25 protein-coding genes are annotated in these 26,888 nt (G+C 69.5%); 20 read left to right on the top strand and 5 right to left on the bottom strand.

Annotated elements, in window-relative coordinates; all coding sequences use genetic code 11:
* Window positions 1–60 precede the first annotated feature (60 nt).
* Window positions 61–939 carry an alpha/beta fold hydrolase gene (locus tag ACSYGO_RS06130; protein ID WP_435222903.1) on the bottom strand — a complete coding sequence of 293 codons (879 nt, stop codon included), beginning with the start codon at window positions 937–939 and terminating at the stop codon, window positions 61–63.
* A 119-nt stretch (window positions 940–1,058) separates the two neighbouring features.
* Window positions 1,059–2,438, bottom strand: coding sequence for an MFS transporter (locus ACSYGO_RS06125; RefSeq protein WP_460386023.1), 1,380 nt, complete (start codon window positions 2,436–2,438; stop codon window positions 1,059–1,061).
* 166 nt (window positions 2,439–2,604) lie between these two features.
* On the opposite strand from ACSYGO_RS06125, the gene ACSYGO_RS06120 reads away from it, so the two are divergent.
* The 8 genes from ACSYGO_RS06120 (at window position 2,605) to ACSYGO_RS06085 (ending at window position 11,067) form a co-directional block, all read left to right on the top strand.
* On the top strand, window positions 2,605–4,119 hold the full coding sequence (locus ACSYGO_RS06120; protein WP_460386022.1) for a class I adenylate-forming enzyme family protein: 1,515 nt from the start codon (window positions 2,605–2,607) through the stop codon (window positions 4,117–4,119).
* Between the two features lie 99 nt (window positions 4,120–4,218).
* Complete coding sequence (locus ACSYGO_RS06115; protein WP_460386021.1) at window positions 4,219–4,965, top strand: nitroreductase; 747 nt, start codon at window positions 4,219–4,221, stop codon at window positions 4,963–4,965.
* A gap of 96 nt (window positions 4,966–5,061) precedes the next feature.
* Window positions 5,062–6,738 (top strand): AMP-binding protein, encoded by a 1,677-nt coding sequence (locus ACSYGO_RS06110; protein WP_460386020.1) that lies wholly within the window; start codon window positions 5,062–5,064, stop codon window positions 6,736–6,738.
* Window positions 6,735–7,826 (top strand): CaiB/BaiF CoA transferase family protein, encoded by a 1,092-nt coding sequence (locus tag ACSYGO_RS06105; protein ID WP_460386018.1) that lies wholly within the window; start codon window positions 6,735–6,737, stop codon window positions 7,824–7,826. Before ACSYGO_RS06110 ends, ACSYGO_RS06105 begins: the two co-directional genes overlap by 4 nt.
* Before the next feature lie 83 nt (window positions 7,827–7,909).
* Complete coding sequence (locus ACSYGO_RS06100; protein WP_460386017.1) at window positions 7,910–9,019, top strand: CaiB/BaiF CoA transferase family protein; 1,110 nt, start codon at window positions 7,910–7,912, stop codon at window positions 9,017–9,019.
* 58 nt (window positions 9,020–9,077) lie between these two features.
* A complete protein-coding gene (locus ACSYGO_RS06095) occupies window positions 9,078–10,199 on the top strand; it encodes an NDMA-dependent alcohol dehydrogenase (protein WP_460386016.1) in 1,122 nt (373 codons plus the stop codon).
* A gap of 14 nt (window positions 10,200–10,213) precedes the next feature.
* Window positions 10,214–10,651, top strand: coding sequence for an FAS1-like dehydratase domain-containing protein (locus ACSYGO_RS06090; RefSeq protein WP_460386015.1), 438 nt, complete (start codon window positions 10,214–10,216; stop codon window positions 10,649–10,651).
* Window positions 10,648–11,067 carry a MaoC family dehydratase gene (locus ACSYGO_RS06085; RefSeq protein ID WP_460386014.1) on the top strand — a complete coding sequence of 140 codons (420 nt, stop codon included), beginning with the start codon at window positions 10,648–10,650 and terminating at the stop codon, window positions 11,065–11,067. The genes ACSYGO_RS06090 and ACSYGO_RS06085 overlap by 4 nt, the downstream gene beginning before the upstream one ends.
* An 82-nt stretch (window positions 11,068–11,149) precedes the next feature.
* Here ACSYGO_RS06085 and ACSYGO_RS06080 read toward each other — a convergent pair whose 3' ends face one another.
* Window positions 11,150–12,691, bottom strand: a complete 1,542-nt coding sequence (locus tag ACSYGO_RS06080) for an aldehyde dehydrogenase family protein (RefSeq protein ID WP_460386013.1) — start codon at window positions 12,689–12,691, stop codon at window positions 11,150–11,152.
* Window positions 12,692–13,016: 325 nt separating this feature from the next.
* On the opposite strand from ACSYGO_RS06080, the gene ACSYGO_RS06075 reads away from it, so the two are divergent.
* Window positions 13,017–14,624 (top strand): sigma-54-dependent Fis family transcriptional regulator, encoded by a 1,608-nt coding sequence (locus ACSYGO_RS06075; protein WP_460386011.1) that lies wholly within the window; start codon window positions 13,017–13,019, stop codon window positions 14,622–14,624.
* Window positions 14,625–14,737: 113 nt separating this feature from the next.
* The gene (mftR, locus tag ACSYGO_RS06070) at window positions 14,738–15,358 is read left to right on the top strand and encodes a mycofactocin system transcriptional regulator (RefSeq protein WP_460386010.1); all 621 of its coding nucleotides are present in this window, start codon (window positions 14,738–14,740) and stop codon (window positions 15,356–15,358) included.
* Between the two features lie 31 nt (window positions 15,359–15,389).
* Here mftR and mftG read toward each other — a convergent pair whose 3' ends face one another.
* Both mftG and mftF read right to left on the bottom strand, forming a co-directional pair.
* On the bottom strand, window positions 15,390–17,000 hold the full coding sequence (gene mftG, locus ACSYGO_RS06065; RefSeq protein ID WP_460386009.1) for a mycofactocin dehydrogenase MftG: 1,611 nt from the start codon (window positions 16,998–17,000) through the stop codon (window positions 15,390–15,392).
* Complete coding sequence (gene mftF, locus ACSYGO_RS06060) at window positions 16,993–18,429, bottom strand: mycofactocin biosynthesis glycosyltransferase MftF (protein WP_460386008.1); 1,437 nt, start codon at window positions 18,427–18,429, stop codon at window positions 16,993–16,995. The genes mftG and mftF overlap by 8 nt, the downstream gene beginning before the upstream one ends.
* 233 nt (window positions 18,430–18,662) lie before the next feature.
* Here mftF and mftA point away from each other — a divergent pair, with 233 nt between their 5' ends.
* The 10 genes from mftA to ACSYGO_RS06010 all read left to right on the top strand — a co-directional run bounded on the left by mftA (window position 18,663) and on the right by ACSYGO_RS06010 (window position 26,649).
* On the top strand, window positions 18,663–18,794 hold the full coding sequence (gene mftA, locus ACSYGO_RS06055) for a mycofactocin precursor MftA (protein WP_426678279.1): 132 nt from the start codon (window positions 18,663–18,665) through the stop codon (window positions 18,792–18,794).
* A gap of 10 nt (window positions 18,795–18,804) precedes the next feature.
* The gene (mftB, locus tag ACSYGO_RS06050) at window positions 18,805–19,137 is read left to right on the top strand and encodes a mycofactocin biosynthesis chaperone MftB (RefSeq protein ID WP_460386007.1); all 333 of its coding nucleotides are present in this window, start codon (window positions 18,805–18,807) and stop codon (window positions 19,135–19,137) included.
* A 26-nt stretch (window positions 19,138–19,163) separates the two neighbouring features.
* The gene (gene mftC / locus ACSYGO_RS06045) at window positions 19,164–20,393 is read left to right on the top strand and encodes a mycofactocin radical SAM maturase (RefSeq protein WP_460386006.1); all 1,230 of its coding nucleotides are present in this window, start codon (window positions 19,164–19,166) and stop codon (window positions 20,391–20,393) included.
* Between the two features lie 52 nt (window positions 20,394–20,445).
* On the top strand, window positions 20,446–21,645 hold the full coding sequence (gene mftD / locus ACSYGO_RS06040) for a pre-mycofactocin synthase MftD (RefSeq protein ID WP_460386005.1): 1,200 nt from the start codon (window positions 20,446–20,448) through the stop codon (window positions 21,643–21,645).
* The gene (mftE, locus tag ACSYGO_RS06035) at window positions 21,642–22,340 is read left to right on the top strand and encodes a mycofactocin biosynthesis peptidyl-dipeptidase MftE (RefSeq protein ID WP_460386004.1); all 699 of its coding nucleotides are present in this window, start codon (window positions 21,642–21,644) and stop codon (window positions 22,338–22,340) included. The genes mftD and mftE overlap by 4 nt, the downstream gene beginning before the upstream one ends.
* A gap of 71 nt (window positions 22,341–22,411) precedes the next feature.
* The gene (locus tag ACSYGO_RS06030) at window positions 22,412–23,227 is read left to right on the top strand and encodes an N-acyl homoserine lactonase family protein (protein WP_460386002.1); all 816 of its coding nucleotides are present in this window, start codon (window positions 22,412–22,414) and stop codon (window positions 23,225–23,227) included.
* Between the two features lie 85 nt (window positions 23,228–23,312).
* Complete coding sequence (locus tag ACSYGO_RS06025) at window positions 23,313–24,794, top strand: aldehyde dehydrogenase family protein (protein WP_460386001.1); 1,482 nt, start codon at window positions 23,313–23,315, stop codon at window positions 24,792–24,794.
* A 42-nt stretch (window positions 24,795–24,836) separates the two neighbouring features.
* Window positions 24,837–25,955 (top strand): NDMA-dependent alcohol dehydrogenase, encoded by a 1,119-nt coding sequence (locus ACSYGO_RS06020; protein WP_435222940.1) that lies wholly within the window; start codon window positions 24,837–24,839, stop codon window positions 25,953–25,955.
* A gap of 132 nt (window positions 25,956–26,087) precedes the next feature.
* A complete protein-coding gene (locus ACSYGO_RS06015; protein ID WP_460386000.1) occupies window positions 26,088–26,426 on the top strand; it encodes an FCD domain-containing protein in 339 nt (112 codons plus the stop codon).
* A gap of 40 nt (window positions 26,427–26,466) precedes the next feature.
* Entirely contained in the window at window positions 26,467–26,649 is a 183-nt protein-coding gene (locus tag ACSYGO_RS06010; protein ID WP_426678288.1) for a hypothetical protein, read from the top strand.
* Window positions 26,650–26,888 lie beyond the last annotated feature (239 nt).

Below are 26,888 nucleotides of genomic sequence, written 5' to 3'. Positions count from 1 at the left end.
GATCGCGCTCTTCAGGCCGGACGGGCGGGGGACTCTGTGCCAGATGCCCCCGCCCGCCGCTCAGACGCCGTCGGCGTGCTGGACGCGCTCGGTGAGAAAGCCGCGGAGGTGGGAGGTGAACACGTCGTTGTCGTCGCCCGTGATCATATGGCCCGCCGCGACCTCGACCAGGCGCGCCGAGGGTACGAGTTCGAGCAGTTCGTTCGCGGCCTCGGCGGTGACCATGTCCGAGTGGTCGCCGCGTACCAGCATGGTCGGCACGGTCACGTTGCTCGCCGCTCGGCGCAGCCTGCCGACGGCGAAGTTCCGTTCGTCCGTGCTGGACTCGAGGAACCGCGGGTCCCAATGCCAGTACCAGCGCCCGTCGGCGTGCTGCCGCACGTTCTTCTTGAGCCCTTCCAAGTTGCGTGAGGTGCGGCGACGGGGGCTGTAGGCGTTGACCGCCTCGGCGACCTCCGCCAGTGACGAGAACCCGTTCGGGGCGCTTGCCATGAACGCGCGAACCCTCGCCTGGCCGGCCGCGTCGACTCGGGGTGCGATGTCGACCAGAACCAGACCGGCCGTCGTGCCAGGGCGTTCGCCCTCTGCGACGAGAGCGGTTCGTCCGCCCAGGGACGCACCTATCACCACGGGTGGCCGGTCGAGCGTGTCCACGACGGAGTACAGATCGGCTACGAAGCCGTCCAGGGTGTACTCGCCATCGGCGGACCATTCGCTGTCGCCGTGCCCGCGTGCGTCCACGGTGATGGCCACCCAGCCGTCCGTGGCGAGTTTCCGTACGGTCCGTGCCCATGAGTGCCGGGTCTGCCCGCCGCCGTGCATGAGCAGGACGACCCCGTGTTCGGGGGTTGTCGGGCTCCACCGGTCGGCGACCACCCGCGCACCTCGTGCGCCGCGGAACGCGATGTGCTCGTGATGGAGGTGGTCCTGCGCAGCCACGCTGCCTCCGTGTGTCTACTCGTCGGCCGTCATTGCAGCATCTAGCATTTTATATGGTTGAGTACTCCGGGCGGCAACGAGAGGGGCGTGAGGCTGCTCGCCACCCACGTTCCCATTCCTCAGTGACCCTGCGGTGCGGCCTTGGCCTGGTCGAGATCGAGCCGATCGAGATCGACCATTCGCGTCTCGCGGAGCCGGAAGGTGCAGATCGCTGCCAGGAGGCACAGTGCGGCCAGGTAGACCCCGAACGCAGGCGCCCCGAAGGACTTCGTCATCGAGGGCGCGATCAGGGGTGAGACGGAACCTCCGATGACGGTTCCCAGGTTGTACGAGACCGCTGACGCGGTGTAGCGGTACCGGGTGTGGAACTGCTCCGGCAGGAAGGCTCCCATCGGCGCGAACTGGATGCCGCTGAGGAGCATCGTGACGCACAGCGCGAGCGTGAACGTGAGACCGGAAGCGTGGGAGAGGACCGGGAAGAGGGCGAGTGCCCAGACGGCCGCGGTGACGCTCGCCCCTCCGATGACCGCCCGGCGGCCGAACCGATCGGACACGGCGGCGCCCACCAGACCTCCCAGTGCCAGCATCAATCCGCTGACCGTTCCCGCTGTGAGCACGAACGTCCGGGACAAGCCGAGCTCGCCGTGCGCGTAGTTGGTCAGGTAGGTGCCTGAGACGTAGAAGAAGGCGAACGGCGTGAGGCCGACGCCGGCCGCGAGAACGATCTCTCGCGCCTGGTGCCGGAAGGCGTCGAAGAACGGCATGCGCGCCGCACCGTTGCGAGCCAGTTCCTGCTGGAAGACCGGAGTCTCGTCGATCTTGAGCCGGACGTAGAGGCCGACCGCGACCAGCACGGCGCTCGTGATGAAGGGGATGCGCCAGCCGTAATTCGTGAAGGTCTCGTTGTCCATGCCAAGGCCCGTGGCGAGGAATGTCGCGTTGGCGAGCGGGAAGGACAGCGTCGCGCCGAGCTGGGGGAATGTGGCCCAGAATCCGCGCTTGTCCTTCGGGGCGTACTCCGTCACGAAGAGGTTGGCTCCGGCCCACTCGCCGCCCGCCGCCAGCCCTTGCACGATCCGCAGGGCGACGAGAATGACGGGTGCGGCGGCACCGATCAGCGCGGGCGTCGGCAGCAAGCCGACTCCCGCGGTGGCTATCCCCATCATCAGCAGGGTCGTGACCAGTGTCCTCTTGCGGCCGAGGCGGTCTCCGAAGTGGCCGAAGAGGGCGCCGCCGATGGGTCGTGCCACGAACGCGACACCGAACGTCGCGAACGACGCCAGGACGCCCGCTGTCGCACTCAGAGCGGGGAAGAAGACGGATGGGAAGACCAGCGCCGCCGCCACCCCGTAGATGGCGAAGTCGTAGAACTCGACCAGAGTCCCGATCATGCTGGTGAAGGCGACGTTCCGTCTTGTCGCGGCGAGGGAGCGTTGTTCGTCGCCCGTGTGATCACGCAGACTGCCGTCTGCGGGTGGGGTGTTCTCCGTGTGATTCATGGGGCCTCATCCGCCTGCGTCGTCGAACAGGGAAGAGCTCTTGAGTCCGGCGGACCGTATATTAAATATTCGAGGAGTTCAAGACTTCCGGAGTCTCCCGATGGCGGCCCGAAGAACCCTATATTCCCTGCGACTTGACCCGTTTCCTCTGCCGGAAGGACGAGCAATGCGCACCTGGTCCGAGATGGTTGCCTACCACGCGGCGCGCAGACCCGACGCCCTCTTTGTGCGCGACGACACGGAGGAAGCGACCTATGCGGAGATGTCCCGCCGGCTCGCCCGGCGTGCCACATGGCTTGTCCACCGTGGAGTCGAGCCGGGTTCCCGGGTGGCGCTGCTGGCCCGGAACAGCGTCGCGCTCGTCGAGACCCTTCTGGCCTGCCATCATCTGGGCGCGGTGGGGGTCCCGCTGAACCATCGGCTGTCCGCCGACGAGATCGCCTACCTGATCGGGCACAGCGAAAGCCACCTACTCGTGGTGGCCCCCGAGTTCGAGGGGCTCGCGGGCCGGGCCGTGGCCGGCCACCCCGGATCGCCGGCGGTCGCCGAGCTCCGGCCCGCGGCCGAGTCCGGGCTCGGCGATCTCGCGCCCGCGGCACCGGTGGAGGTGGGGCTCGACGACGTCTGCCGGATCATGTACACGTCCGGCACGACCAGTCGGCCGAAGGGCGTCGCCCTGACGAACCGCAACATCCTCGTCAAGTGTGCCGCGCAGGCACGTGAGTTCGGTCTGAGCTTTCGCGACCATGGTCTGGTCGCGGGGCCGCTCTTCCATATCGCCGCGCTGGACGTCACGCTGACGAACGCGGCGTACGTCGGCGGTTCCGTGCGTCTGCTGCGCAGGTTCGACGCCGACCGGGTGCTGGACCACCTGCGCAACGACGGCGTGACCCACGTCTGGCTCGCACCGGTGATGATCCGCAGAGTACTCGAGGCGGCTCGACAGGCCGGGGGCGTCGTCCTCGGTGAGGGTCCCCGGCTGATGATCGGCGGCGGCGAGCCGACTCCGAGGGAACTGATGGAGCGGATCGCGACGGTCTTCCCGAACACGTGGTACGCCAATGTCTACGGACTGACCGAGACGAGCACGGGGGACACCGTGCTTCCGCAGTCGCAGGCGGGAATGCGCCCGACGAGTGTGGGGCTCGCGGTCGCGGAGTCGACCGTACGGGTCCTCGATCCGGAGGGGCGGCCCGTCGCGCCGGGCGAGCGCGGTCAGGTGGCCATCGGTGGGCCGAAGCTGAGCCAGGGGTATTGGCGGGACCCCGAGGCGACGGCCGCGAGCAGGCACGAAGGGTTCTTCCTGACCGGTGACGAGGGCTACCTCGACGCCGAGGGTTACCTCTTCATCACCGGACGCTTCAAAGACGTGATCATTTCGGGTGGGGAGAACATCGGCGCGGCCGAGGTGGAACGGGTCCTCGTGATGCACCAGGCGGTGGCCGAGGCCGCCATCGTGGGCCGGCCCGACCCGCAATGGGGAGAGGTCCCCGTGGCCTTCGTGGTGGCGCGGCAGGGTGCCTCGCTGGAGGTCGCCGATCTCGACGAGCACTGCCGGGAGAAGCTCGGCCTGCTGAAGACGCCCAAGGAGTACCGACTCCTGTCGGAGCTGCCCCGGACAGCGATCGGAAAAGTACACAAAGCCCAGCTGAGAGAGCTGCTGGGTCGCGGGGAGAGCTGACCCTCTGTTGCGCGCATGCATCAATATATAATATTCCCACGTTCGCTCTTCTCGTCGACACCGACAGGTCGCCGCATGGCGGCGCGCAAAGGGAGTCTCGTGAGCACGTCAGAAGCCCTCGAAGTCCAGGTACGTTCCGTGGCTGACCGCCCGAGGGGTGGGTCCGCGGAGGCGGCTGCACCCGTCGGGTTCAAGAGGCTGCTCGGTGATCGCTGGAGCTGCCGTGCGTTTTTGCCGGACGAGGTTTCCGACGACGTGATCGCGGAGATGTTCGGGATCGCGCAGCGGACGGCGTCCTGGTGCAACACCCAGCCGTGGCAGGTGTATCTGACGAAGGGCGAGGCGACCGGACGGTTCGCGGCGAGTCTGACCGACCACGCGAAGACCCATCAGCCGACGCCCGACCTGGAGACGCCGGCGGAGTACCGCGGTGTCTACAAGGAGCGTCGGCGCGGGGCGGGTTACGCGCTGTACGCCAGTCTGGGGATCGCGCGGGAGGACTGGGACGCCCGTGAGGCGCAGGGACTGAGGAACTTCGAGTTCTTCGGTGCGCCGCATGTCGCCGTGATCACCACCGATCAGGATCAGGGTGTGTACGGGGCGGTCGACTGCGGCGGTTACGTCGCGAACCTCATCAACGCCGCCACGTCGCTGGGCGTCGCGACGATTCCGCAGGCGGCGATCGCGATGCACTCGGACCACGTGCGTGAGTTCTTCCGGATTCCGCAGGACCGGCTGATCGTGTGCGCGGTCTCCTTCGGCTACGCCGACACCGAGCATCCGGTCAACCGGTTCCGCACCACTCGGGCGGACGTCGAGGACACGGTCATCGTCGTCGACCACTGACCACTCTCCACTGATCGCCGCCCCCTGATCCGGACCACCGGCCGCACGACGGACCCGGGGTTCCCGCTTTCGAGGCAGAGCAGAGAGGACGCGCAGATGATGAAGCCGTGGGCCGAGGCAACTGTCCTGGATGTCTTCGAGTCCGCCGTACGGGACCGGCCGAGAGGCGAGGCGGTGGTCTGTGGGTCGGAGAGACTCAGTTACGAGGACCTCGATGCCCAAGTCGACGGGTTCGCACAGGGGTTGAGGGAGCTCGGCGTCACCGGAGGCGACCGGGTCGCGGTGTGGATGGTCAACCGCACCGAGTGGCTCGTCACTTACTTCGCGGTGGCCCGACTCGGAGCGGTCCTGGTCGCGTTGAACCCCCGGTACACCGTTGACGAGTGCCGGCACGTTCTCGACGCCTCCCGGGCGAAGGCCGTTGTTATGCAGGACCGGTTCCGGCGGCACGACTACCTCGACGCGCTCCGCTCGCTCTGCCCCGAGATCGACGCGGCCGGGCCCGGCCGGTGGTCGAGCGTCGCCGTGCCGAGCCTGCGCGAGGTCGTCGTGGTGGGTGAGACCGGTGCGCGGGGGACACGCTCGTTCTTCGAAGTGGCGGAGCGCGGTCGCCGCTCACTCGACGCCGGCGAACCCGCACCGAGAACCGATGTCTCCCCGGATGACATGTTCCTGCTCCTGTTCACCTCGGGGACGACGTCGCGTTCCAAGGGGGTGATGCTGAGCCATCGCAACATCGTCGCCAACAACTTCCTGAGCGGGGAGCGGCAACGGCTGACCCCGGAGGACAGGATGCTGTTCGTGCTGCCGCTCGCCTCGGCGTTCAGCTGCGCCCACGGGCTGATCGCGATCCTCAGCCATCACGGTACGTTCGTGCTGCTCGACTCCTTCTCGGCACCGGACTGCATGCGCCTGATCGAGCAGGAGCGATGCACGACGATGTACGGCGTCGCCTCGATGTTCCAGGACATCATCGACGCGCCGGAGCGGCCGGACTACGACCTGGGCTCCCTGCGCACGGGCGTCGGCATTCTGACACTCGAGGTGGCGGCCGCCATCAGGGAGGAACTTGGCGTTCCCGAGTACCACAACGGCTGGGGCATGACCGAGTCCGGCGGCGTCAGCACCATGACCAGCGTCGCCGATCCCGTCGAGGTCCGCACGGCCACGGTCGGCACCCCGTTGCCCGGAGTGGAGCTGAAGATCGCCGACCCCGGGACCGGCACGGCAGTCGCCGAGGGCGAGGCCGGGGAGGTCCTGGTGCGGGGCACCGCGGTCACCCAGGGGTACTACCAGGACCTGGAGGCGACCGAGGCGCTGATCGACGAGGACGGCTGGCTGCATTCCGCCGACCTCGGCCAGGTGCTGCCCGGCGGTTACCTGAAATACCTCGGACGGCTCAAAGACCTGATCAAGCCGAACGGATTCAGCGTGTCTCCCGCGGAGATCGAGACGGTGCTGTCCACGTTGCCCGGTATCAAGACCGCCGCGGTTGTCGGGGTGCCCGACCGCCGGACGATGGAGGCGGTCTTCGCCTTCGTCGTACGCGATCCCGCCGCGCAGGAACCCCTCGACACCGAGGCCGTGCGGGAGCACTGCGCCCGCCGGCTCGCCGGATACAAGATCCCCAAGTACGTCGAGTTCCTCGAGGACGATCTGCCCCGCAACGACCTCGGAAAGGTACTCAAGAACCGGCTGCGTGAGGATGCGGCGCGACGGATCTCCGCAGGGGCGGCCGGCCGCCGGTTCCCGCGGGCGAGGACGACCGCATGAGCGGGCCCCTGGAAGGCATCCGGGTGCTGGAACTCGCCGGTATGGGACCGGGTCCTCATGCCGGAATGCAGCTGGCCGACATGGGGGCCGACGTCGTACGCGTCGTCCGGCCGACGGCGGCCGTTCACGAGCGCGAGGGCAACGCGTACGTGCAGCGTGGGCGCACCATCGTCGTCGCGGACCTGAAGGACGAGCGTGCCCGCGGCGGCCTTACGGACCTCGTCCGCCACGCGGACGTGCTGATCGAGGGCTTCCGGCCAGGGGTCGCCGAGCGCCTCGGGCTGGGACCCCAGGAGTGCCGGGCGATGAACCCGCGCCTCGTGTACGCGCGGGTGACGGGCTGGGGCCAGGACGGTCCGCTGTCCGGGCGCGGCGGGCACGACATCAACTACATCGCCCTGACCGGCGCGCTCCACGCCATCGGTACGGCCGACGAGCCGGTGCCCCCACTGAGCCTGGTGGGCAACTACGGCGGTGGCGCCATGTTCGTCGTCACCGGCGTACTGGCGGCACTGCTGCAGCGGAGCCGCACCGGACAAGGCGACGTCGTGGACATCTCCACCGTCGACGGCACCTGCACCCTCCTGCAGCCGATCCTCGAACTGCGCGGTCAGGGGTTGTGGTCGGACCGTCGGCAGGACAACCTGCTCGACGGCGGACGGCCCTATTACCGCACCTACGCGTGCAGCGACGGCCGGCACATGGCCGTGGGCGCCATCGAGCCGCAGTTCTACGCGAACCTGGTCGCAGGACTAGGGCTCGACGGGGTGGATCTCCCGGCGCAGGACGACCCCGACGGCCGACCGGTCGTGGAGAAGGCGTTCGCCGACGCGTTCGGGCGGCATCCCCGCGGCCACTGGGAACAGGTCTTCCGGGATCTCGACGCCTGTGTGACGCCGGTCCTCTCGTTCGACGAGGCCGTGACGCATCCGCACATCGAGGCGCGGGGGACGCTCGTGGACGGCCCGGAAGGCCTGGTCGCGGCCGGCGCGCCCCGCTTCTCGTCCGCGGCCGGCACCATTGCGCCGACTCCACCGGTTTCCCGGACGGCGACCCTGGCGGAGGCGGCCGAGACATGGCGGAGCTGAGAGATCGTCAGGAGGACGGTCGTCCTTCGACGACAGGGAGGTGGCCCGCCCCGCCACCTGGTGCTGAAGACGCCGGCGCGCCGTTGCACGGGATACGGGTGCTCGACTTCTCCGCGTTCCTCCCCGGCCCGTTCGCGTCGCTGGTCCTCGCCGAGGCGGGCGCGGACGTCGTACGCATCGAGCCCGCGGGATCCGGTGATCCGCTGCGGTTCTTCGAACCCCTGCTGGGACCGGGGCGGGTCAGTGCGATGTACGCGATGCTCAATCGCGGAAAGCGTGCCTTCGGCGCCGATATGACCGATCCCGGGGACCGGGCTTCGGTCCTGGAACTGGCCGCGGCCGCCGACGTGGTGATCGTCCAGGAGCGGCCCGGTGTCGCCGAACGCCGGGGCCTCGGCTACGACGAGCTCAGCCGGAGGAACCCGAGGCTCATCCACTGCGCGATCACCGGATACGGCTCGTCCGGGCCGCACGCCGAACGGGCCGGGTTCGACCTGGCGTTCATGGCGGACTCGGGGCTGCTCGGCGCCGCACTGTCCGCTGAGGGCGCCCCGGTACTGCCGGCGACGAGCGTGGCGGACATCGCGGGCGGCACCTATCCCGCGCTGATCAACATCCTGTTGGCGCTGCACCGGCGAGAGCGCACCGGGCGGGGGACCTCGCTGGAGATCTCCATGGCCCACAATCTCCAGGCGCTCGGCTACCGGCACTTCGTGCAGCGACAGGCACGGGGCTCCTGGCCCGATCCGCGGCAGGACTTCCTGGGGGGCGGCAGCGCGCGCTATCACATCTACCCCACGGCCGATGGTCGGTTCGTCGCGGTGTACGCACTGCACGACCGTTCATGGGACCGGCTCGTCGCCGTACTGGGTCTGACCGTGGAGGCCGCCGGGGACGGGAACGGCCGTGATGCGGTGAGGCTGTTGACCGACGCCTTTCTCCAGCATCCGGCGGCCCGTTGGCGGGACGTTTTCGCCTCCACGGGCATCAAAGCGACCGTGGTGTCCCACTTCGGCGAAGCCGAACGGTCCGGGCTGATCGACACGGACTCCGCCGACCGGGTCCGCTGCGGGGACGACGAAGTCGGAACCCTGCCGAGCGTCGTCGACCCGAACCTCCGGCGTCCGCCCGGCACGCTGGACTGCCCCGAGCTCGCCGAGCTCGGCACACCGCACGGCAAGGAGGACCGATGACCGCACTGCTTCTTTGGTGAATCGGTCTGTCACACGCACAAAGTACAAGGAGGCAATCGTGAGGACTCGAGCCGCGATCATTCGGAACAGCCCTGGGAAATTCGAGGTCGTGGACCTCGACCTGGACGAGCCGCGTCAGGGCGAACTCCAGGTCAAGCTGACGGCCGCCGGTCTGTGTCACTCCGACGACCACGCCCAGACGGGCGATCTGGTACTCGCTCACTATCCCATCGTCATGGGGCACGAGGGGGCCGGTGTCGTCGAGGCCGTGGGCCCCGACACGCCTGGCTGGGAGGTGGGGGACCACGTCGTGTTCTCCTTCCTTCCCAGTTGCGGGCGTTGCCGGTGGTGTGCCGAGGGCAGGAGCAACCTGTGCAATCTCGGCGCGTACACGCTGCGTGGGTCGCGGTTCGACGACCTCGACAGCTTCCGGTTCAGTCTCGACGGGCAGCCGGTGGGTCAGGTGTGCGGGCTGGGCACGTTCGCCGAGCGCACGGTGGTGTCGACCCAGTCCGCGGTCAAGGTGGACCAGGACCTGCCGCTGGACAAGGCGGTGCTGGTCGGGTGCGGTGTCGGTACCGGCTGGGGTTCGGCGGTGTACGCCGCCGAGGTGATGCCGGGCGAGGTCGTGATCGTGATGGGCGTGGGTGGCATAGGCATCAACGCGGTGCAGGGCGCGGCGCACGCGGGCGCGGGCACGCTGATCGCGGTGGATCCTGTCGAGTTCAAGCGGGAGACTGCCGAGAAGCTGGGGGCGACGCACTCCTTCCCGACGATCGAGGAGGCGGCCGATTTCGCGCGGTCCGTCACAGACGGGCAGGGGGCGGACAAGGCGATCGTGACGGTCGGTGTCACCACGGGGGAGCATGTCGCCCAGGCCTTCCAGGCGATCCGTAAGGCGGGCACGGTCGTCGTGACCGGCCTCGGAGACATGAACTCCACGGACGGGATGCCGATCAACCCGTGGGAGATCGCGATGCTCCAGAAGCGTATCCAGGGGTCGCTGTTCGGCCAGTGCAACCCCAACGCCGACATCCCCCGGCAGCTGCGCATGTACCGCGACGGGCAGCTCAAGCTCGACGAACTGATCACTCGGACCTACCGCCTCGACGAAGTCGGGCAGGGCTACGACGACATGAAGGCCGGCAGGAACATCCGCGGCATCATCGAATTCGACTGAGGAGCGGGACAGTTGTGGACGCCGATATCGTCGGTAAGACCAGTCCCTCGTTCACGATGCTCGTGGAACTCGGCAAAGTCCGCGAGTTCGTACGAGCGGTCGGCGCGACCGATTCCACGGACTCGCCCGACGAGACGCCTTGCGTCCTTCCGACCTTTCTGTGCACCCAGGACCTCTGGCACGACGAGTCGGCCGACCCGATCGCCATGTCGGGGTTGGATGTGACGCGGGGACTGCACGCGGAGCAGGAGTTCGTCTTCTTCGGCCGACCTCCTCGCGTGGGCAGCCGCCTGACGTGTGCGACGAGGGTCGAGGAAGTCTTCCGCAAGACCGGACGCCGAGGCGGGGACATGACCTTCATGGTCGCCGTGACCGAATTCAGAGATGAGGAAGGTCACTTGGTGGCGGAGTCCCGTAAGACGTCCGTCGAACTGGGAGAAGGGCACGCATGAACGCGGGGGACATCCCGGCGCGCCCGGATCCTCTGGTCGTCGGGCCGGTGACGCGGACCGACTTCGTGAGATACCAAGGTGCGTCCGGAGACATGCAACCGGTCCATCACGACGAGGAGTTCGCTCGGCAGGCCGGCCACCCCAGCCCTTTCTCCGTCGGCATGTACCAGGGCGGCCTGCTGGGCGCGTGGGTGGCGCGGTGGTTCGGCGTCGAGAACGTGCGGCGGTATCGCATGCGGTTCGCGGAGCGGGTCTGGCCGGGGGACGTGCTGACGTGCACGGGCGACGTGACCGGGTGGCGGACGGGTGACGACGGTCTCGAAGTGGACCTGGAGCTGCGTTGCACCCGGCAGAACGGCGACGTGGCCGTGGAGGGCTGGGCGATGTGCGTGGTGCCCCGTGCCCGGGCCGCCTGACGGGCTGCCCACCCGCAGGACGACGGCCGCCCGGCAACTCGGAGAACGAGTTGCCGGGCGGCCGCGGTCAGTGGTGGTGTGCTCAGGCGGTGGCGGGCGGTGTGCCGATGACGAGTCCGTACGCGCGTCGGGAGACGTGGCCGGTGAGGTCGATCGTGATGGCCTTCTCCTCGGTGAACTCGTCGAGGGCGTCGGGGCCGAGTTCCCGGCCGTTGCCGCTCTGCTTGTAGCCGCCGAAGGGCATGTGCTGGGAGATGTTGTGCCAGTCGTTGATCCAGATGCTGCCGGCCTGGAGCCGGCGGGCGACGTCGAGTGCGCGCTGGACGTCCTGGCTCCACACGCCGGCGGACAGGCCGTACTCCGTGTCGTTGGCGATCTTGATGGCTTCGTCCACGGAGTCGTAGCGCAGCACGGACAGGACCGGGCCGAAGATCTCCTCGCGGGCGATGCACATGTCGTTGGTGACGTCGGTGAAGACGGTCGGCTCGACCCAGAAGCCCTTCTCGAAACCGGGCCCGCTGGGGCTGGTGCCGCCGTGGGCCAGGGTGGCGCCCTCCTTCTTGCCACGCTCGATGTACCCGAGGATCCGGTCGCGCTGGACGGCGTTCATCACGGGGCCGATGTCGGTGCCCGCGTCCAGTGGGTTGCCGATCTTCAGCGTCTTCAGGCGGGCGATGAGCCGCTCGACGAACTCGTCGTGCAGCGCGGTGGGCAGCAGCAGCCGCGTGCCGGACTCACAGGCCTGGCCGGCGTGCAGGAGGAAGGCGTAGAGGGAGCCGTCGACGGCCGCGTCCAGGTCGGCGTCGTCGAGGACGATGTTGGGACCCTTGCCGCCGAGTTCGAGGGTGACCTTCTTGATGGTTTCCGCGGCGGTGCGCATGACCTCGCGGCCGACCTCGGTGGATCCGGTGAAGGACACCTTGCGCACGTCCGGGTGGGCGACCAGGTGGGCACCGACGGTCTCACCGTCTCCGGTGACCACGTTGTAGACGCCGTCGGGCAGGCCCGCGTCCCGCAGCATCGTGGCGAGTTCGAGCTGGGCCGTCGGGGTCTTCTCGTCGACCTTGATGACCACGCTGTTGCCGGCCGCGAGCGCCGGGATCGCCTTCCACGCGCCCAGGACCAGAGGGAAGTTCCAGGGCACGATGCCCAGGCAGACACCGATGGGCTCCCGGCGCACCAGCTGGGCGTTGAGCGCCTGCCCGGTGACCGGTCCGGGGCGTTCCCACTCGTAGGCGCGGGTCAGGTCGGCGAAGTGCTGGATGTGCATGAGAGGGAAACCGACACTGATCGCCTGGGACAGACGCAGCGGGAAGCCGCATTCGCGGGAACCGAGCTCGGCGAGTTCGTCCATCCGGCTCGCCAGCGTGGCGAGGACCCGGTCCAGGACGGCGGCCCGCTCCACCGGCGGCGTATTGCGCCACACCCCTTCTTCGAACGACCGCTTCGCCGCCGCGACCGCCGCGTCCGCATGCGCCGTCGTACCCTTCGCCGCGGTGGCGACCAGCTCCTCCGTAGCGGGATTGATCACCTCGTACTGCTCATCGGAGTCCACCCACTCGCCCCCGATGAACATCCGGTAGTGCGGAACACCCTGCCGCTCAACGGCAGCCTTCTCGGTCACAGTCGACACTGTCTGCGCCCCTCCGGTCGTGCTGGCGAACCCCTTCGGCCGCTCCTGCCCAAAGGTAGGAAGGATTCAGGCGCGTGAACGTCCAGGAAATTGGACACCCCCGCGCTTCACGGCTGACGTAGCCGGTGGAGGAACAGGCAAGACGGGGCGTACGCCGACCTGTCGCAACTCGTAGATGTTATATAATGTTTCCTGAGGATTACGTGCTCCAGAACACTGAGCGGGACTGCATCGGCGTAGCGAGTGCGAGTCAGCACCCCCGGGCGGGCGCCACGAGTCAGAGGCCGATGTGTCCGGCGAGAAGAGGTGGCCTCGCGTGTACAGGACCTCCCGGGAAGCCCACGTCGGACAGGCACGGCCCGAGATCGCGTCCTCGTGGACCCGATCCCGGCTGAACGGCCTGCGCGCGGATGACACTCCGGGGCTCAAGCAGGAATCGGTCGCCGGAGCGGGAGGTCTGACCCGCGCGGCCGGTCCCGTGCTGGAACGGGTGCGGGCGGAACTCGACGACACCCCGTTCGCCTTCGTGCTCGCCGACCGCACCGCACGTGTCGTCGACATCCGCTGCGCGGACAAGGCGTTCGGCGGGGCCCTCGTCGATCTGGGCATCGTGCCGGGCGTCAGGCTCGGTGAGGACCAGGTGGGTACGAACGCCGTCGGTACACCGGTGGAGACCCGGAAGGGACTCTTCGTACGGGGAGACGAGCACTTCATGGCGGCGTTCCACGAGTTCGCCTGCTACGGGCATCCGATCATCCATCCGATCACCCGCCGCCTCGAAGGCGTTGTGAACATCGGAGGCCGTGCGGGGGACGAGCACCGGCTGTTCTCGCCCCTGGTGCGACGCGTCGTCCGGGACATCGAGGACCGGCTTCAGCTCGACGCCTCCGGCGCCCAGCGCCGGTTGCTGGCGGCGTTCCAGGCGGCGGCGCGCTCTCCCAGGCGGCCGGTTCTGGTGGTCGGGCGCGGCCTCGTGCTGGCCACGCCGGCCGCGCTCGACCTGCTGGAGCCTGCCGACCACGCGGCGGTCCAGGCGTGCGCGGAGGGAATGCGCGGCGAAGGCGAAGTGACCCATCGGCTGACCCTGGTCTCCGGCCGGACCGTCTGGCTGAGGTGCGCACCGGTCGACGGCGTCGAGGGGGCGTTGGTCGACATCGTCCCGGAGCAGCACGGCCGACGCGGCACTCGGGGTGCGGGCACCGCCACCGGCTGGCCATTGCTGGTCGTCGGGGAGCCGGGCAGCGGCCGCACGACCGAGGCACGTCGGGCCGTGGGACCGGGTTCGATCACGCTCGACGCGACGGATGTCGTTCGGCACGGCGAGCAGGCCTGGGTCTCGAACCTGGTGGCACTGCTCGAGAAGGACGGACCCGCCGTCGTCATCGAGGACATTCAACTGCTCTCCGAACAGGTGACGTTGCTCCTGGCGAGATGCCTTCGCGGCACCCGGCGGATGACCGTGATGACCACGACACCGGGAGGTCACCTGGACGGCGTCCACGCGTCGTTGGCAGCCCTGTGCGGCGCCCGCCGCGATCTGGTACCCCTGCGCCGTCGCAGGCACGAGATCCCCGGACTGGCCCAGCGCATGCTGGCCGACGTAACCGGCCCCGGACACAGGCGACTTACGCCCGACAGCCTGCGGGTGCTGGCTGCCCAACCCTGGCCGGGCAACCTCGCGGAGCTGTGCCGCGTGATCCAGATCGTCGCCAGGACCCGCTCGGCGGGCGACATCATCGCCTCGGACCTGCCCGCCTCGCACCGCGGGGTGCCGGCACCCGTCTCGCCCTTCCGCCAAGCGGAGCGGGAGATCATCGTCGCGGCCATCGAGGCAGCCGGGGGCAACAAACTCCAGGCGGCACGCGCACTCGGCATGAGCCGGTCCACGCTCTACAACCGGATGCGCGCGCTGCGCATCCACTGACGCCCGATGCATGAGCCGGTGCCCGTTCGGCAGGCGATCACGTCACCGCGTCCCGACGGCTCCATCTTCTTCCGTCTCGGGTAACCTCCCCTCCTGACCGGGAGGGAGTGCGTGTGGAGTCGCGGCCGAACGGTGCCAGGACGGGGCGTCCGCCGGCCACGTCGGTCCAGGCACTTGAGCGGATCGGGTTCGAGTTGTTCGCCCGGCAAGGATTCGAGCGGACAACGGTCGACGACATCGCCACCGCCGCCGGCATCGGTCGCCGTACCTTCTTCCGCTACTTCGCCTCGAAGAACGATCTCGTGTGGGGTGACTTCGGGCGTCAACTGGCCCGCCTGGAGCGCCTGCTCGCGGCGGACCCCATGCTGCCGATGATGGACGCGCTGCGCTGCGCGGTGATCGAGTTCAACCGTTTCGACCCCGCCGAAGTGCCGTGGCACCGCCAGCGCATGGAGCTGATCCTCACCGTTCCCACGCTCCAGGCGGACGCCACGCTGCGCTACCGGGCCTGGCGGAAAATCGTCACGGAGTTCGCGGCACGGCGCACCGGCTCGCGTCCGTCCGACATGGGGCCCCGGTTGATCGGTCACGCCTCCCTCGGAGCGGCTCTCGCGGCGTACGAGAGTTGGCTGGCCGAGCCGGAATCCGATCTGACGGAGTTGATGGACAGGGCCGTTCGGCAGCTGACGGTGGGCCTCGCGGTCATGGATGCGGGAGTCACGGGAACCAGGTGAGCGGCGCTCGGGGCTGCTGCCGGTGCTGCGCTCAGGTGAGGTCGCGGCGCATGGCGTCGGCCGTGAACTCCCCGATGAGTACGGCCGTAGCCGCAGGACCACGCAGCGGAGCCGTGGGGAGGAGGGAGGTGTCCGCCACCCGGAGCCCGGGTACACCGTGGACTCTGCCGTACTGGTCGACCGCCGCTGTGCGTGCGTCCGGTCCCATCGGCGCGGTCCCACAGGCATGGTGGGACGTACCGAGGTTGCGGCTGATCCACTGGTCCAACGCGTCGTCGCTGTCGAGGAGTTCGGGGCCGGGCTGGAGCAACCGTCCTTCGGAGACGCGGTCGAAGGCGCGGGTGGCGACGAGTTCCGCCGTTGCGCGGACGACCTCACGCAGGCGGCGGCGGTCGTCCGGCGTGGCGAGATAGCCGTACTCGATGAGCGGGGGCAGGGCGGGGTCGGCGGACTGGATGCGAAGCCGGCCGGTCGAGGCCGGTGACTGGACCGAGACGAGGAACGCCAGCGGTGCGCCGGCGACGGACGGAGTGCCGCCGACGAGCCCGGCGATCGGCACGAGGGACTGCAGGATCTCGAGGTCGCCCGGATACGTGCGGTCCGAGGAGGACAGGTGCAGGCAGCCGCCGAGCCACGATGCGTCGGGCGCGCCCGCATCCTGCCGGGGAGCCCACTCCAGGACGAGTTGGGGGTGGTCGCTGAAGCGGGTACCGACGGCGGGGGCGTCCTTGACGACGGGGATGCCGAATCGTTCGAGGGCGGGCCGGGGCCCGATGCCGGACAGCTGGAGCAGTTGAGGGGTGACGAACGAGCCGGCACACAGGACGACTTCCCCGCAGTGGAGGACGGTCTCTCGGCCGCCTCGCCGGACGACCACCCCGCATGCGCGGCCGCGCCGGACGACGACCCGGCGAACGGGGCAGTCACCGATGGCGGTGAGGTTGGGGCGAGCCAGGGCAGGCAGGAGGTAACCGATGCCGGTGTTGAGCCGCAGACCGTCGACGGCGTTGGAGGGTACGGGGCCGAAGCCCGGCGGTGCCTGGTCGTTCTTGTCGGGCTCGAGAGGATGACCGAGTTCCTCCGCCGCCGCGCGAAAGGCCGCCGTGGCGGGATGGGAAAGCGATACGCGGCGTATGCGCATCGGACCGTCACCGCCGTGCAGTTCACCGGCGCCGTAGTCGAGATCCGTCTCCAGCGCGCGCAGCAGGGGGAGCACCCGCTCGTAGGCCCAGGCCGGGTTGCCGGCCGCCGACCAGCGGTCGAAGTCCTCGCGCCGGGCCCTGATGAAATAGCCGCCGTTCACGGTGGTCGAACCGCCGAGACCGCGCCCGCGGACCACTGTGTAGGGACGCTCGGACGTGAGATGCGCGGCGTACCGCTGGACGGCCGGGTGGCCGGGCTGCGCGCCGGGGACCAGCCGTGCGTCCAGCAGCTCGGGCGGGAAGGCGTCCCGTAGCCCGGCAGGAACGGCGCCGAGAAGCCCGGGCGCGAAGAGCGGTGGACGCTCGGGGACCGGCCCGGCGTCGAGCAGGAGCACGGTTCGCGCGGAGTCCTCACTCAGCCGTGCCGCCAGAGCCGCGCCGGAGGCTCCCGCCCCGACCACGATCACATCGGCGGCCCTTCGCCCGGCGCTCTCACCCACGGGTGCGCTCGGCAGGAGGAGTGATGCCGTCGGCGGAGAACCACCAGAGCTTCGGCCGCAGCGGCTCTGTCGTGCGCTCCCGAAGGCAGCCCCGCCAGACGCCCAGGCTGTAGGCGACGTCATCGGCGAGGCGAATCGCCGTCCAGGGCAGCACCGGAAGGCCGGGGCGGCTGCGCCGGTACTCCATCAGCGGGGCGAGCACCGCGGCCGCGGCCAAGGGAAGCCTCGTCCGGGGTACGGCCGCCGCCAGCGGCAGGGCCAGCGGCCACCAGGCCCTGGTCAGCGTCCGGCCCAGCTGCTCGCCCGCCAGCAACGTACCGCCGCCGCCCAGTCGGGCCGCCGTGGCCCACGGCCGGTCGGACCAGGCCGCGAGCTTACGGGCGAGCAGCGCGGTCGTGCCGACGGTGACCAGGGCGCCGGCGAGGGGCCGTCGCGCGAGCGTCAGACCCCACGCGACCGCGCTCCACCCCGCCATCGCCGTCGCCGGGAGCGTTCCCGGGTGCCGGGCGGCGAGCGGCGCGGCGGAACCGCCGTACTGGATGCGCTGGGCGACCCACTGGCGCGGGCGGGTGCGGTGGACATGGGCCACGGTCACCGACGGGTCGTAGCGCACGTGGAGTCCGGCGGCCGCCAGCCGCCACACCAGGTCGACGTCCTCCCCGACACGCAGGGTCGCGTCGAACCCCCGTCCCACCGCGGCGCGGCGCACGAGCAGCGCGGCGCCGGGCACGTAGGGCACGGCCGCGCCGGGCCGGACGATCGACTCCTCGGTCCCCATGTCGAGGGCCGAGCGCTCGGCTTCGTACGAGGCGAGAAGCCCATGCCCCGGCCCGTCCGCCACGATCCGCGGCGCCACCGCGGCGACGGCGGGGTCCGCGAAGTGGGGGAGCAGGGCGTCGATCCAGCCGGGACGCGGAAGGCAGTCCGAGTCGACGAACGCGACCAACTCCGTGGTGGCATGGGCGAGTCCGGTGTTCCGCGCGGCCGCGGGTCCGCCGTTGACGGCGCGGCGCACCAGCCTGGCACCGGCCGCCCGTACGACGTCCGCCACCGCCGCGGGACGCCGTGAGGCATCGTCCACGACGATCACCTCCAGGCCGTCCCGGAGACCGGACAGACACCGCGCGAGCTGCTCGGCCCGGTCCCGGACCGGCACCACGACCGTCACCGACGGGCGCGGGGAGGCCGGCGGGGGCAGCGGATGCATCATCCCCGCCTGGACCAGACGACGTGCCAGCAGCCCGGCCGGCCGCCTGTCCCCGACCGGCTTCCCGTCGAGCCATCCGGTGATGACCGGAACAGCTTGTGGCGTCAGCCGCATCAAACGGTATGGAGCGCCGCCGAGCAGGACTCTTCCGTACCGCAGGACGTTCAGGCCGGGGTCGGGGCGGAGCCGGAAGGCGGCAGGCAGCGGTGGAACGTCGATCACCAGGCGTCCTCGGGCAGCACGGAGAGCCGACCATGGGGTCGGTGCGGAAAGGGGGACGGGTCCTCAGCATGGCCCTCCGGCTTCCTCCCGACAAGCCTTCGCCGCCGGTTTCCTCCGCCTGTCATATTTCCCATATCAAATTTTGTGCATGGTCTTCATTTCGGCACTCGGTGCCGTTACGTTGTGCCTCCGACGCGGCGAACGGCCGCGTCCGGACGACGAGGGGTTCTCTCATGAGCAATGAGCCGCAGACTTCCGCCCCGACAGCCACCACCGACCTGCGCGCCGTGACGGACGAGCAGCTCATCGAGGACGAGTTGCTCATCGAGGACGTGTCCATCGACGGCATGTGCGGCGTCTACTAGAACGCCCGCGATGCCCGCGCACACCTCCGTGGACGCCGGCCCGCGTACCGCCGGCGCGCGATTCGACCTCGACGCGGCCTGGGACGTACATCCCCAGGTCGCCGTCCGCCCCGAGCCCTTCGGGGCGCTGCTCTACCACTTCGGCACCCGGCGGCTGTCGTTCCTCAAGGACCGCAAGCTGCTCGCCGCCGTGACGTCGCTGGCCGACCACCCGAGTGCGGCGGACGCGTGCCGGCACGTGGGTGTCGAACCCGCCGAGTGGAGGCGCTATCGGGACGCGCTGGCCACGCTGGCGGCGTCTCACATGATCACCGAGCGCGCGGGGCGTGCCGCGCCGTGCTGACGCCCATCGTCAAGAGAGGAGGCGCCGTGTCACTCGCTTCCGCGAGTCCGGCGAGGCCGGTCCGGGCGGCTCGCCTCGTGGACCACTTCCAGCACGGCCTCGACGCTCCCATCTGCCTGACCTGGGAGCTGACTTACGCCTGCAACCTCGCCTGCGTGCACTGCCTGTCCAGCTCCGGGCGGCGCGACCCGCGCGAGTTGACGACCGACGAATGCAAGTCGGTCATCGACGAGTTGGAGCGCATGCAGGTCTTCTACGTCAACATCGGAGGCGGTGAGCCGACGGTCCGCCCCGACTTTTGGGAGCTGGTCGACTACGCCACCGCCCACCACGTGGGCGTGAAGTTCTCCACCAACGGGGTCCGGATCACCCCCGAGGTCGCGCGGCGGCTTGCGGGCAGCGACTACGTGGACGTTCAGCTGTCCCTGGACGGAGCCACCGCCGAGGTCAACGACGCGGTGCGCGGCGAGGGTTCGTACGACACCGTGCTGCGCGCCATGGAGAATCTCGCCGCGGCGGGCTTCGCCGGATTCAAGATCTCCGTGGTGGCCACCCGCCACAACATCGGGCAACTGGACGAGTTCAAGGACCTCGCCGACCGGTACGGGGCGCAACTGCGGCTCACCCGGTTGCGGCCCTCCGGCCGCGGTGCCGATGTGTGGGACGAGCTGCACCCCACCGCCGAGCAGCAACGACAGCTGTACGACTGGCTGGTGGCGAACGGCGAGCAGGTGCTCACCGGCGATTCCTTCTTCCACCTCTCCGCCTACGGTGAGGCGTTGCCCGGTTTGAACCTGTGCGGTGCCGGCCGGGTGGTCTGTCTGATCGACCCGGTGGGCGAGGTGTACGCCTGCCCGTTCGCCATCCACGACGCCTTCCGGGCCGGCAGTGTGCGCGACGAGGGAGGCTTCGCCCGGGTGTGGCGGGAGTCGCCGCTGTTCCTGGAACTGCGGGAGCCGCAGACCGGCGGCGCCTGCACCAAGTGCTCGGCCTACGACGCCTGTCGGGGCGGATGCATGGCCGCCAAGTTCTTCACCGGTCTGCCGCTGGACGGGCCGGACCCCGAGTGCGTACAGGGCCACGCGCAGGCGGCGCTCGCCGGCGACCGCTCCGGCGCGCCTCGCCCCAGCGATGATCACTCCCACAGGGGGCCGGTGCGGGGACAGCCCGTACTCCTCGGCATCCTCACGCGCAGGGACAGCCGCCCCGACCGCATGTGCGACGAGAGTCCGCTGGCCGGACTCGACATCCGCTGAACCAGCACGAGTTGACGTCACGTCAGCCGCGTGCGAGAAGGAAAGGAGCGTCATGCCCAACGCATGGTTCGAGACCGTCGCCGTGGCGCAGTGCCGGGCGAAGCGACGGTTGCCGGGATCGGTCTACGGCGCGCTGCTCGCCGGATCCGAGCGTGGCACCACCTACCAGGACAACATGGCCGCCTTCGCGGAGGTCGGTTTCGCTCCGCATGTCGCGGACCTGTCCGTCGAGCGCGAGCAGGCCACCACGGTCCTGGGCCAGCCCGTCTCGCTCCCGGTGATCATCTCTCCGACCGGAGTGCAGGCCGTGCACCCCGACGGCGAGGTCGCCGTGGCCCGCGCGGCGGCGGCACGGGGCACCGCGATGGGGCTGAGTTCCTTCGCCGGCAAGCCGGTTGAGGAGGTCGTCGCGGCCAACCCGCAGACGTTCTTCCAGATGTACTGGATGGGCGGCAAGGACTCGATGCTCGCCCAGATGCAGCGTGCTCGTGAGGCGGGGGCCAAGGGCCTGATCGTCACCCTGGACTGGTCGTTCTCGCACGGCCGGGACTGGGGCAGCCCCTGGATCCCCGAACGCCTCGGCCTGAAGGCCATGGCGCGCTTCGCCCCCGAGGGCATCACACACCCGCGGTGGCTGCTCGCCTTCGCCCGAAGCCGGCGGCTTCCGGACCTCACCACCCCGAACGTCACCGCCGTCGGCGACGAGGCCCCGACCTTCTTCGGCGCCTATGGCGAATGGATGCAGACCCCGCCGCCTACCTGGGACGACGTGCGGTGGATGCGCGAGGAGTGGGGCGGACCGTTCCTCGTCAAGGGCATCATCCGCCTCGACGACGCCCAGCGTGCCGTGGACGTGGGCGCCGACGCGATCTCGGTCTCCAACCACGGCGGCAACAATCTCGACGGCACCCCGGCCACCATCCGCGCCCTGCCCGCCATCGCCGAAGCCGTGGGCGACCAGGTCGAGGTGCTTCTGGACGGCGGCGTCCGGCGGGGCAGCGACGTGGTCAAGGCCCTGGCGCTCGGCGCCCGCGCCGTGATGATCGGCCGGGCCTACCTGTGGGGCCTGGCCGCGGGCGGACAGGCCGGTGTGGAGAACGTGCTCGACATCCTGCGCGACGGAATCGACTCGGCCCTGCTGGGCCTCGGGCGCTCCTCGGTCCACGAACTGACCCCCGACGACGTCGTCCTCCCGCAGGGCTTCACCCGCGTTCTTGGAGGGCCGTCATCGACCGGGACGCACCGAGGATGAGGACCGAACTGGCTTCGGTGACGTGGATCGAGGCCGCCGGTCTCGCCCGGCGGCGGGCCACCCTCGCCGTGCCCGTCGGCTCCACCGAGCAGCACGGGCCGCACCTCCCGATGTCGACCGACACGGACATCGCCGTCGCCCTGGCCGAGCGCCTGGCCCGGCAGGTCCGCGATGTGGTCGTGGCCCCGGCGGTGGCCTTCGGATCCAGTGGGGAGCACCAGGGGTTCCCCGGCACGCTGTCGATCGGTCAGGAAGCCGTCGAACTGCTCCTGGTCGAGCTGGTGCGGTCCGCGACCCTGACGTTCCCCCGGGTCATCCTGGTCTCCGCACATGGCGGCAACGCACAGCCCGTCACCCGGGCCGTGGGCCGGCTGCGTGCCGAGGGACAGGACGTCCTGGGATGGGGCCCACGCTGGGGAGGCGATGCGCACGCGGGCAGAACGGAGACCTCCGTCATGCTGGCGCTGGCGCCCCACCTCGTAAGGCTTCAGGCGGCCGAGGCCGGAAACACCGCCGCCGTCGAGAGCCTCCTTCCGAGGCTCCGCGAGGCCGGGCTGGCCGCCGTCACCGCCAACGGTGTCCTCGGCGATCCCACCGGGGCGAACGCCGAAGAAGGCCGGCTGCTGATCCAGCGGGCGGCAGCCGATCTCGCGGATCTGGTGCCGGGAGATCGCGGACGAACAGCGGCCGAATGAGATCATCTCGCGGCTCTGCGAATGGTTTTTGACCCTACGGAACCAACATCCCCTCTGGTGCGGAGACAGCTATGCCGAAATCGAAGACGATCAGGCGCGTATGGGCGCTCGACGCCCCCACGATCACCGTTGACAAGAGCATTCTGCTGGTGGGCAGCGGGGGAGAGAACGTGACGGTTCCCGCGCCGTCCTTTCTGATCGAGCATGACGAAGGGCTGCTGCTGTTCGACTCCGGGCTCGCGTCCGAAGCCGCCGGAGATCCGGCAGGCGCGTACGGACCTTTGGCCGCCATGTTCGAGATGCACTTCCCGGAGGCGTGCCGTCTCGACCGGCAGCTCGAGGCGCTCGGTTTCAGCACGGCGGACGTCAAGCGTGTGGTGCTCTCGCACGCGCACTTCGACCACACCGGCGGACTTCAGCATTTTCCGCACGCCGAGGGCTTCATCGGGGCCGGTGAACTGCGCTACGCCCGCAATGCCGACAGCCACACAGCGGCCTTCTTCCGGAACGAGGACCTCAAGGCGGCCGCGAGGATCCAGTGGAACGAGCTGCCGGCCGGCTACGACCACGACATGTTCGGCGACGGCAGCGTCACGCTGCTCTCCCTGCCCGGCCACACACCTGGAGCTCTCGGCCTCCAACTCCGTCTGGAGGATCGCACGTTGATCCTGACCGGTGACGCGGCGCACGTGCGGGAGAACATCGACAACACGGTGGGTATGCCGTTCGACGCCGACATCGTGAACAAGCTGGACTCGCTGCGCAAGCTCAAACTCCTCAAGACGCGGCCGGGCACCACTGTGTGGGTCAATCACGATCCGCAGGACTGGGAAGAGCTGCGTTCCGCGGGCAAGGAGATCACGGCCGGGTCCTTGCAACCCGCATAGCACGGAACCCGATTGAGCACTCGGTTCCGGCTCATGGCAATCGAATCCAGCGCGATATCCAGCACACACCGAAGGAGAGTTGGCAATGACAGTCCACAGTGCGGCGCCGGGGCTCAGCTCCTTGGTGGAGCCGGAACGGATGCTGGTCGGCAGCTCGTGGATTCCGTCACGGTCGGGAAAGACGTTTCCCGCGGTGGACCCCGGCACGGGTGAGGTGGTCGCACAGATACCAGAGGCCGACGCGGACGACGTCGATGCCGCGGTGCGGGCCGCTCGGCAGGCCTTCGAGGAAGAGCGCTGGACGGGGCTTTCCGGTCAGCAGCGGGGGGTGGTGCTGTGGCGCGTCTCCGATCTGCTGGAGGCCAACGCCGAGGAACTGTCCCGGCTGGAGAGCCTGGACGTGGGCATGCCCGTGTCACAGGCGCGGGCCATGCTCGGCGAGGCGGTCAACCTCTTCCGTTACTACGCCGGTTGGGCGGACAAGATCCACGGCCGGAACGTGGAGATCGGCCCCGGTGAGCGCCGCTTCCAGGGCATCACGCTCAAGGAGCCGGTCGGCGTGGCCGGACTGATCGTGTCGTGGAACGCGCCACTGATCGGCGTCTCCATGAAGCTGGCACCGGCGCTGGCCGCCGGCTGCGCCTGCGTGGTCAAGCCGTCGGAGCAAGCGTCCCTCACGGTGCTGGCGATGGGGCGCGTCCTGCTGGAGGCGGGTGTCCCCGAGGGCGTGGTGAACGTGGTGACCGGGCACGGTCGGGTCGGTGCGGCTCTGGCCGCGCATGACGACGTGGACAAGGTGAGCTTCACCGGCTCCACCGCGGTCGGCAAGGAGATCGTGGAGGCGGCCGCCGGGAACCTGAAGAAGCTCTCCCTCGAACTGGGCGGCAAGTCACCCGTCATCGTGCTCCCGGACGCGGACCTGGACCAGGTGATTCAGGGCGTCGCGATGGGCATCTTCTGGAACACCGGCCAGATCTGCACCTCCGGGACGCGCCTGTTCGTCCACCGGGACGTCTTCGAGGAAGTCGTCCAAGGGGTCGCGGAATACGGACGGTCGCTCAAAGTCGGCTATGGCACCGAGCCGGGTGTGGACCTCGGTCCGCTTGTCTCGCAGCGGCAGCTGGACCGGGTCACCGGATATGTGGAGAGCGGCCTCAGGGACGGTGCCCGGCTGGTCAGCGGGGGATCGCGCATCGGGGAGAAGGGCTACTTCTTCGAGCCCACGGTGCTGGCCGATGTCGACCAGTCGATGCGGGTGGTGCGCGAGGAGATCTTCGGCCCGGTGCTCGGCGCGATGCCGTTCACGGACGTGGCCGAGGCGGTGGCCGCGGCCAACGACACCGAGTACGGCCTGGCGGGCAGCGTCTGGACGCGCGACATCGCGAGCGCTCACACCATCGCGCGGAAGCTGCGTACCGGCCGCATCGGCATCAACGTCCACCGCGCGGGCGGCGTGCAGATGCCCGTGGGCGGTTACAAGCAGTCCGGCTGGGGCCGCGAGAACGGCCTGGAGGGTCTTGAGGAGTACCTCGAGACCAAGTCCGTGATCACCCTGCTCGACCGCTGAGTCCGCACAGCAGAATTCGTCAACAATCAAGGAGCTCATGCAATGCGCACGCGTGGAGCGGTGATTCGCCAAGCCCCCGGCAAGCTGGAGGTCGTGGACCTCGAACTGGACGATCCGCGTCCCGACGAGGTCCAGGTGAAGCTGGTCGCCTCCGGTCTCTGCCACTCCGACGACCACCACGTCAAAGGTGATCTGCCGTGCGGTACCTATCCGTTCGCGCTCGGTCACGAGGGTGCGGGCATCGTCACGAAGGCCTTCCCCAACGCCAAGGGCATCAAGGAGGGCGACCACGTCGTCTTCTCCGCGATTCCGTCCTGCGGGTACTGCCGCTGGTGCGCCTCCGGACGGCAGAACCTGTGCGACCTGACCGCCGGGATCCTGGCCGGCCCGCGCTGGACCGACGGCTCCTACCGCCTGCACACCACGGACGGAACCCCGGTCGGTCAGCACTGCGGCATCTCCACCTTCGTGGAGACGACCACGGTGTCGGTGAACTCGGTCGTGAAGATCGACGACGACATTCCGCTGGACAAGGCCTGCCTCGTCGGCTGCGGCGTGAGCACCGGCTGGGGCTCGGCCGTCAACTCCGCGCAGGTGCAGCCGGGCGACGTCGTCATCGTGATGGGTATCGGCGGCATCGGGGCCAGCGCTCTCCAGGGTGCCGTGCACGCCGGAGCATCGGTCGTCATCGCGGTGGACCCGGTGGCCTTCAAGAGGGACGAGGCCTCCGTGTTCGGCGCCACGCACGCCGTCGCCTCGGTGGAGGAAGCGGCGGAACTGGGACGGCAGTTCACCAACGGACAGGGTGCCGACTCCGCGATCATCACGGTCGGGGTGATCAAGCCTGAGCACGTCACCCAGGCGCTGGCCGCCATCCGCAAGGGGGGAACGGTCGTGGTGACCGCGGTGGGCATCCACGACGTCGTGGACACGCCGCTCCCGCTCTTCGACCTGACGCTCTCCCAGAAGCGCATCCAGGGCTCGCTGTTCGGCGGCACGGCCGGCAACTGGGACGTCAAGCGCCTGCTCCAGCTCTACCGCGAGGGCAGGCTCAAGCTGGACGAGATGGTCACCAGGACGTACAAGCTCGACGACATCCAGCAGGGCTATCGCGACCTGCACGACGGCAAGAACATACGCGGCGTCGTCCTCTACGACTGACCGGTGGGTACGGCCGGTCTCGATCACGCCGGTTCGTCGCGCACCCGCTTCGACCGATGTGCCCCCCTGCCCCCGTCCGGGCAGGGGGGCACATCTCGTACCGGGCCGTTGTTCAGCGGTACCACGGATCTCGTGGCGCTGTACGGGATCACCGAGAGGGAGAAGGCCGTCACCGTCACGCACGCCGGCGTGCCGCACCCCGATGCCGAGTTTCACGGGGTGGTCGCGCAGGCGACTCAGAACCGGGTGCTGGTGGTGTTCGTGTCCGCTCTGCAGCGGGTGGCGCACCCGCCGGCCTGCGTCGACACCGACGCCGAAGTCGGCATGCAGGCCGTCCGGCACCGCATCGCGCTCCATGCCGCGATCAAGGACCGCGGCGTCGACACCGCCACCACGGTCATGACGCAACACCTCGGCTGCTCGACGATCAAGCCCGCCGAGGCGGCAAGCACTGACCCGTGGCTTTCGTGATGGCCGCCGGCGTGCCCGGTGGGCCGAGCGAGGCCTCGGGGTGGCCGCGCTGCCCTCGACGACGAACGGCCACCGTCGGGTCCACCTGCCCACCGACGACGATGTCCAGGCCCGCGGTTCGGCGAGCGAGGCCGCCGGGCAGGCGGGCGAGCCCCGGATCACGGACCCCGAGTGCATACTGATCCCGATCATCGCCCCGACGACTTCGGGCACCCTGACGTGAGGGCGTTCGTCGCCGAGACCGTGCGGCGCGCCCGCCGACGCGACGTCGTGGTGTTCGCCGAAATCCACGGTGGGCCGACGGCGCCCGGAAGGGGCGAAGACGGCACATTCCCTGATCACCGCGAGGCAGGGGCTGCCAGTCCCCCCGATAGAGGGCACCCCGCTCAGAGGCTGCGGATCGCCTTGTCGCACGTGAACATGGAGTTGTCGCGACAACGACCTGGAGTTCACCGTTCGACG

It is taken from the genome of Streptomyces krungchingensis, assembly GCF_054729265.1.
This window is presented reverse-complemented; position numbering and strand designations above follow the sequence as displayed.

Coding starts and splice junctions, on each gene's coding strand:
- ACSYGO_RS06125 (WP_460386023.1), bottom strand. CDS start 2,438: ATGAATCACACGGAGAACACCCCACCCGCAGACGGCAGTCTGCGTGAT.
- ACSYGO_RS06120 (WP_460386022.1), top strand. CDS start 2,605: ATGCGCACCTGGTCCGAGATGGTTGCCTACCACGCGGCGCGCAGACCC.
- ACSYGO_RS06110 (WP_460386020.1), top strand. CDS start 5,062: ATGATGAAGCCGTGGGCCGAGGCAACTGTCCTGGATGTCTTCGAGTCC.
- ACSYGO_RS06105 (WP_460386018.1), top strand. CDS start 6,735: ATGAGCGGGCCCCTGGAAGGCATCCGGGTGCTGGAACTCGCCGGTATG.
- ACSYGO_RS06085 (WP_460386014.1), top strand. CDS start 10,648: ATGAACGCGGGGGACATCCCGGCGCGCCCGGATCCTCTGGTCGTCGGG.
- mftA (WP_426678279.1), top strand. CDS start 18,663: ATGAGCAATGAGCCGCAGACTTCCGCCCCGACAGCCACCACCGACCTG.
- mftB (WP_460386007.1), top strand. CDS start 18,805: ATGCCCGCGCACACCTCCGTGGACGCCGGCCCGCGTACCGCCGGCGCG.
- mftD (WP_460386005.1), top strand. CDS start 20,446: ATGCCCAACGCATGGTTCGAGACCGTCGCCGTGGCGCAGTGCCGGGCG.
- mftE (WP_460386004.1), top strand. CDS start 21,642: ATGAGGACCGAACTGGCTTCGGTGACGTGGATCGAGGCCGCCGGTCTC.
- ACSYGO_RS06030 (WP_460386002.1), top strand. CDS start 22,412: ATGCCGAAATCGAAGACGATCAGGCGCGTATGGGCGCTCGACGCCCCC.
- ACSYGO_RS06025 (WP_460386001.1), top strand. CDS start 23,313: ATGACAGTCCACAGTGCGGCGCCGGGGCTCAGCTCCTTGGTGGAGCCG.
- ACSYGO_RS06020 (WP_435222940.1), top strand. CDS start 24,837: ATGCGCACGCGTGGAGCGGTGATTCGCCAAGCCCCCGGCAAGCTGGAG.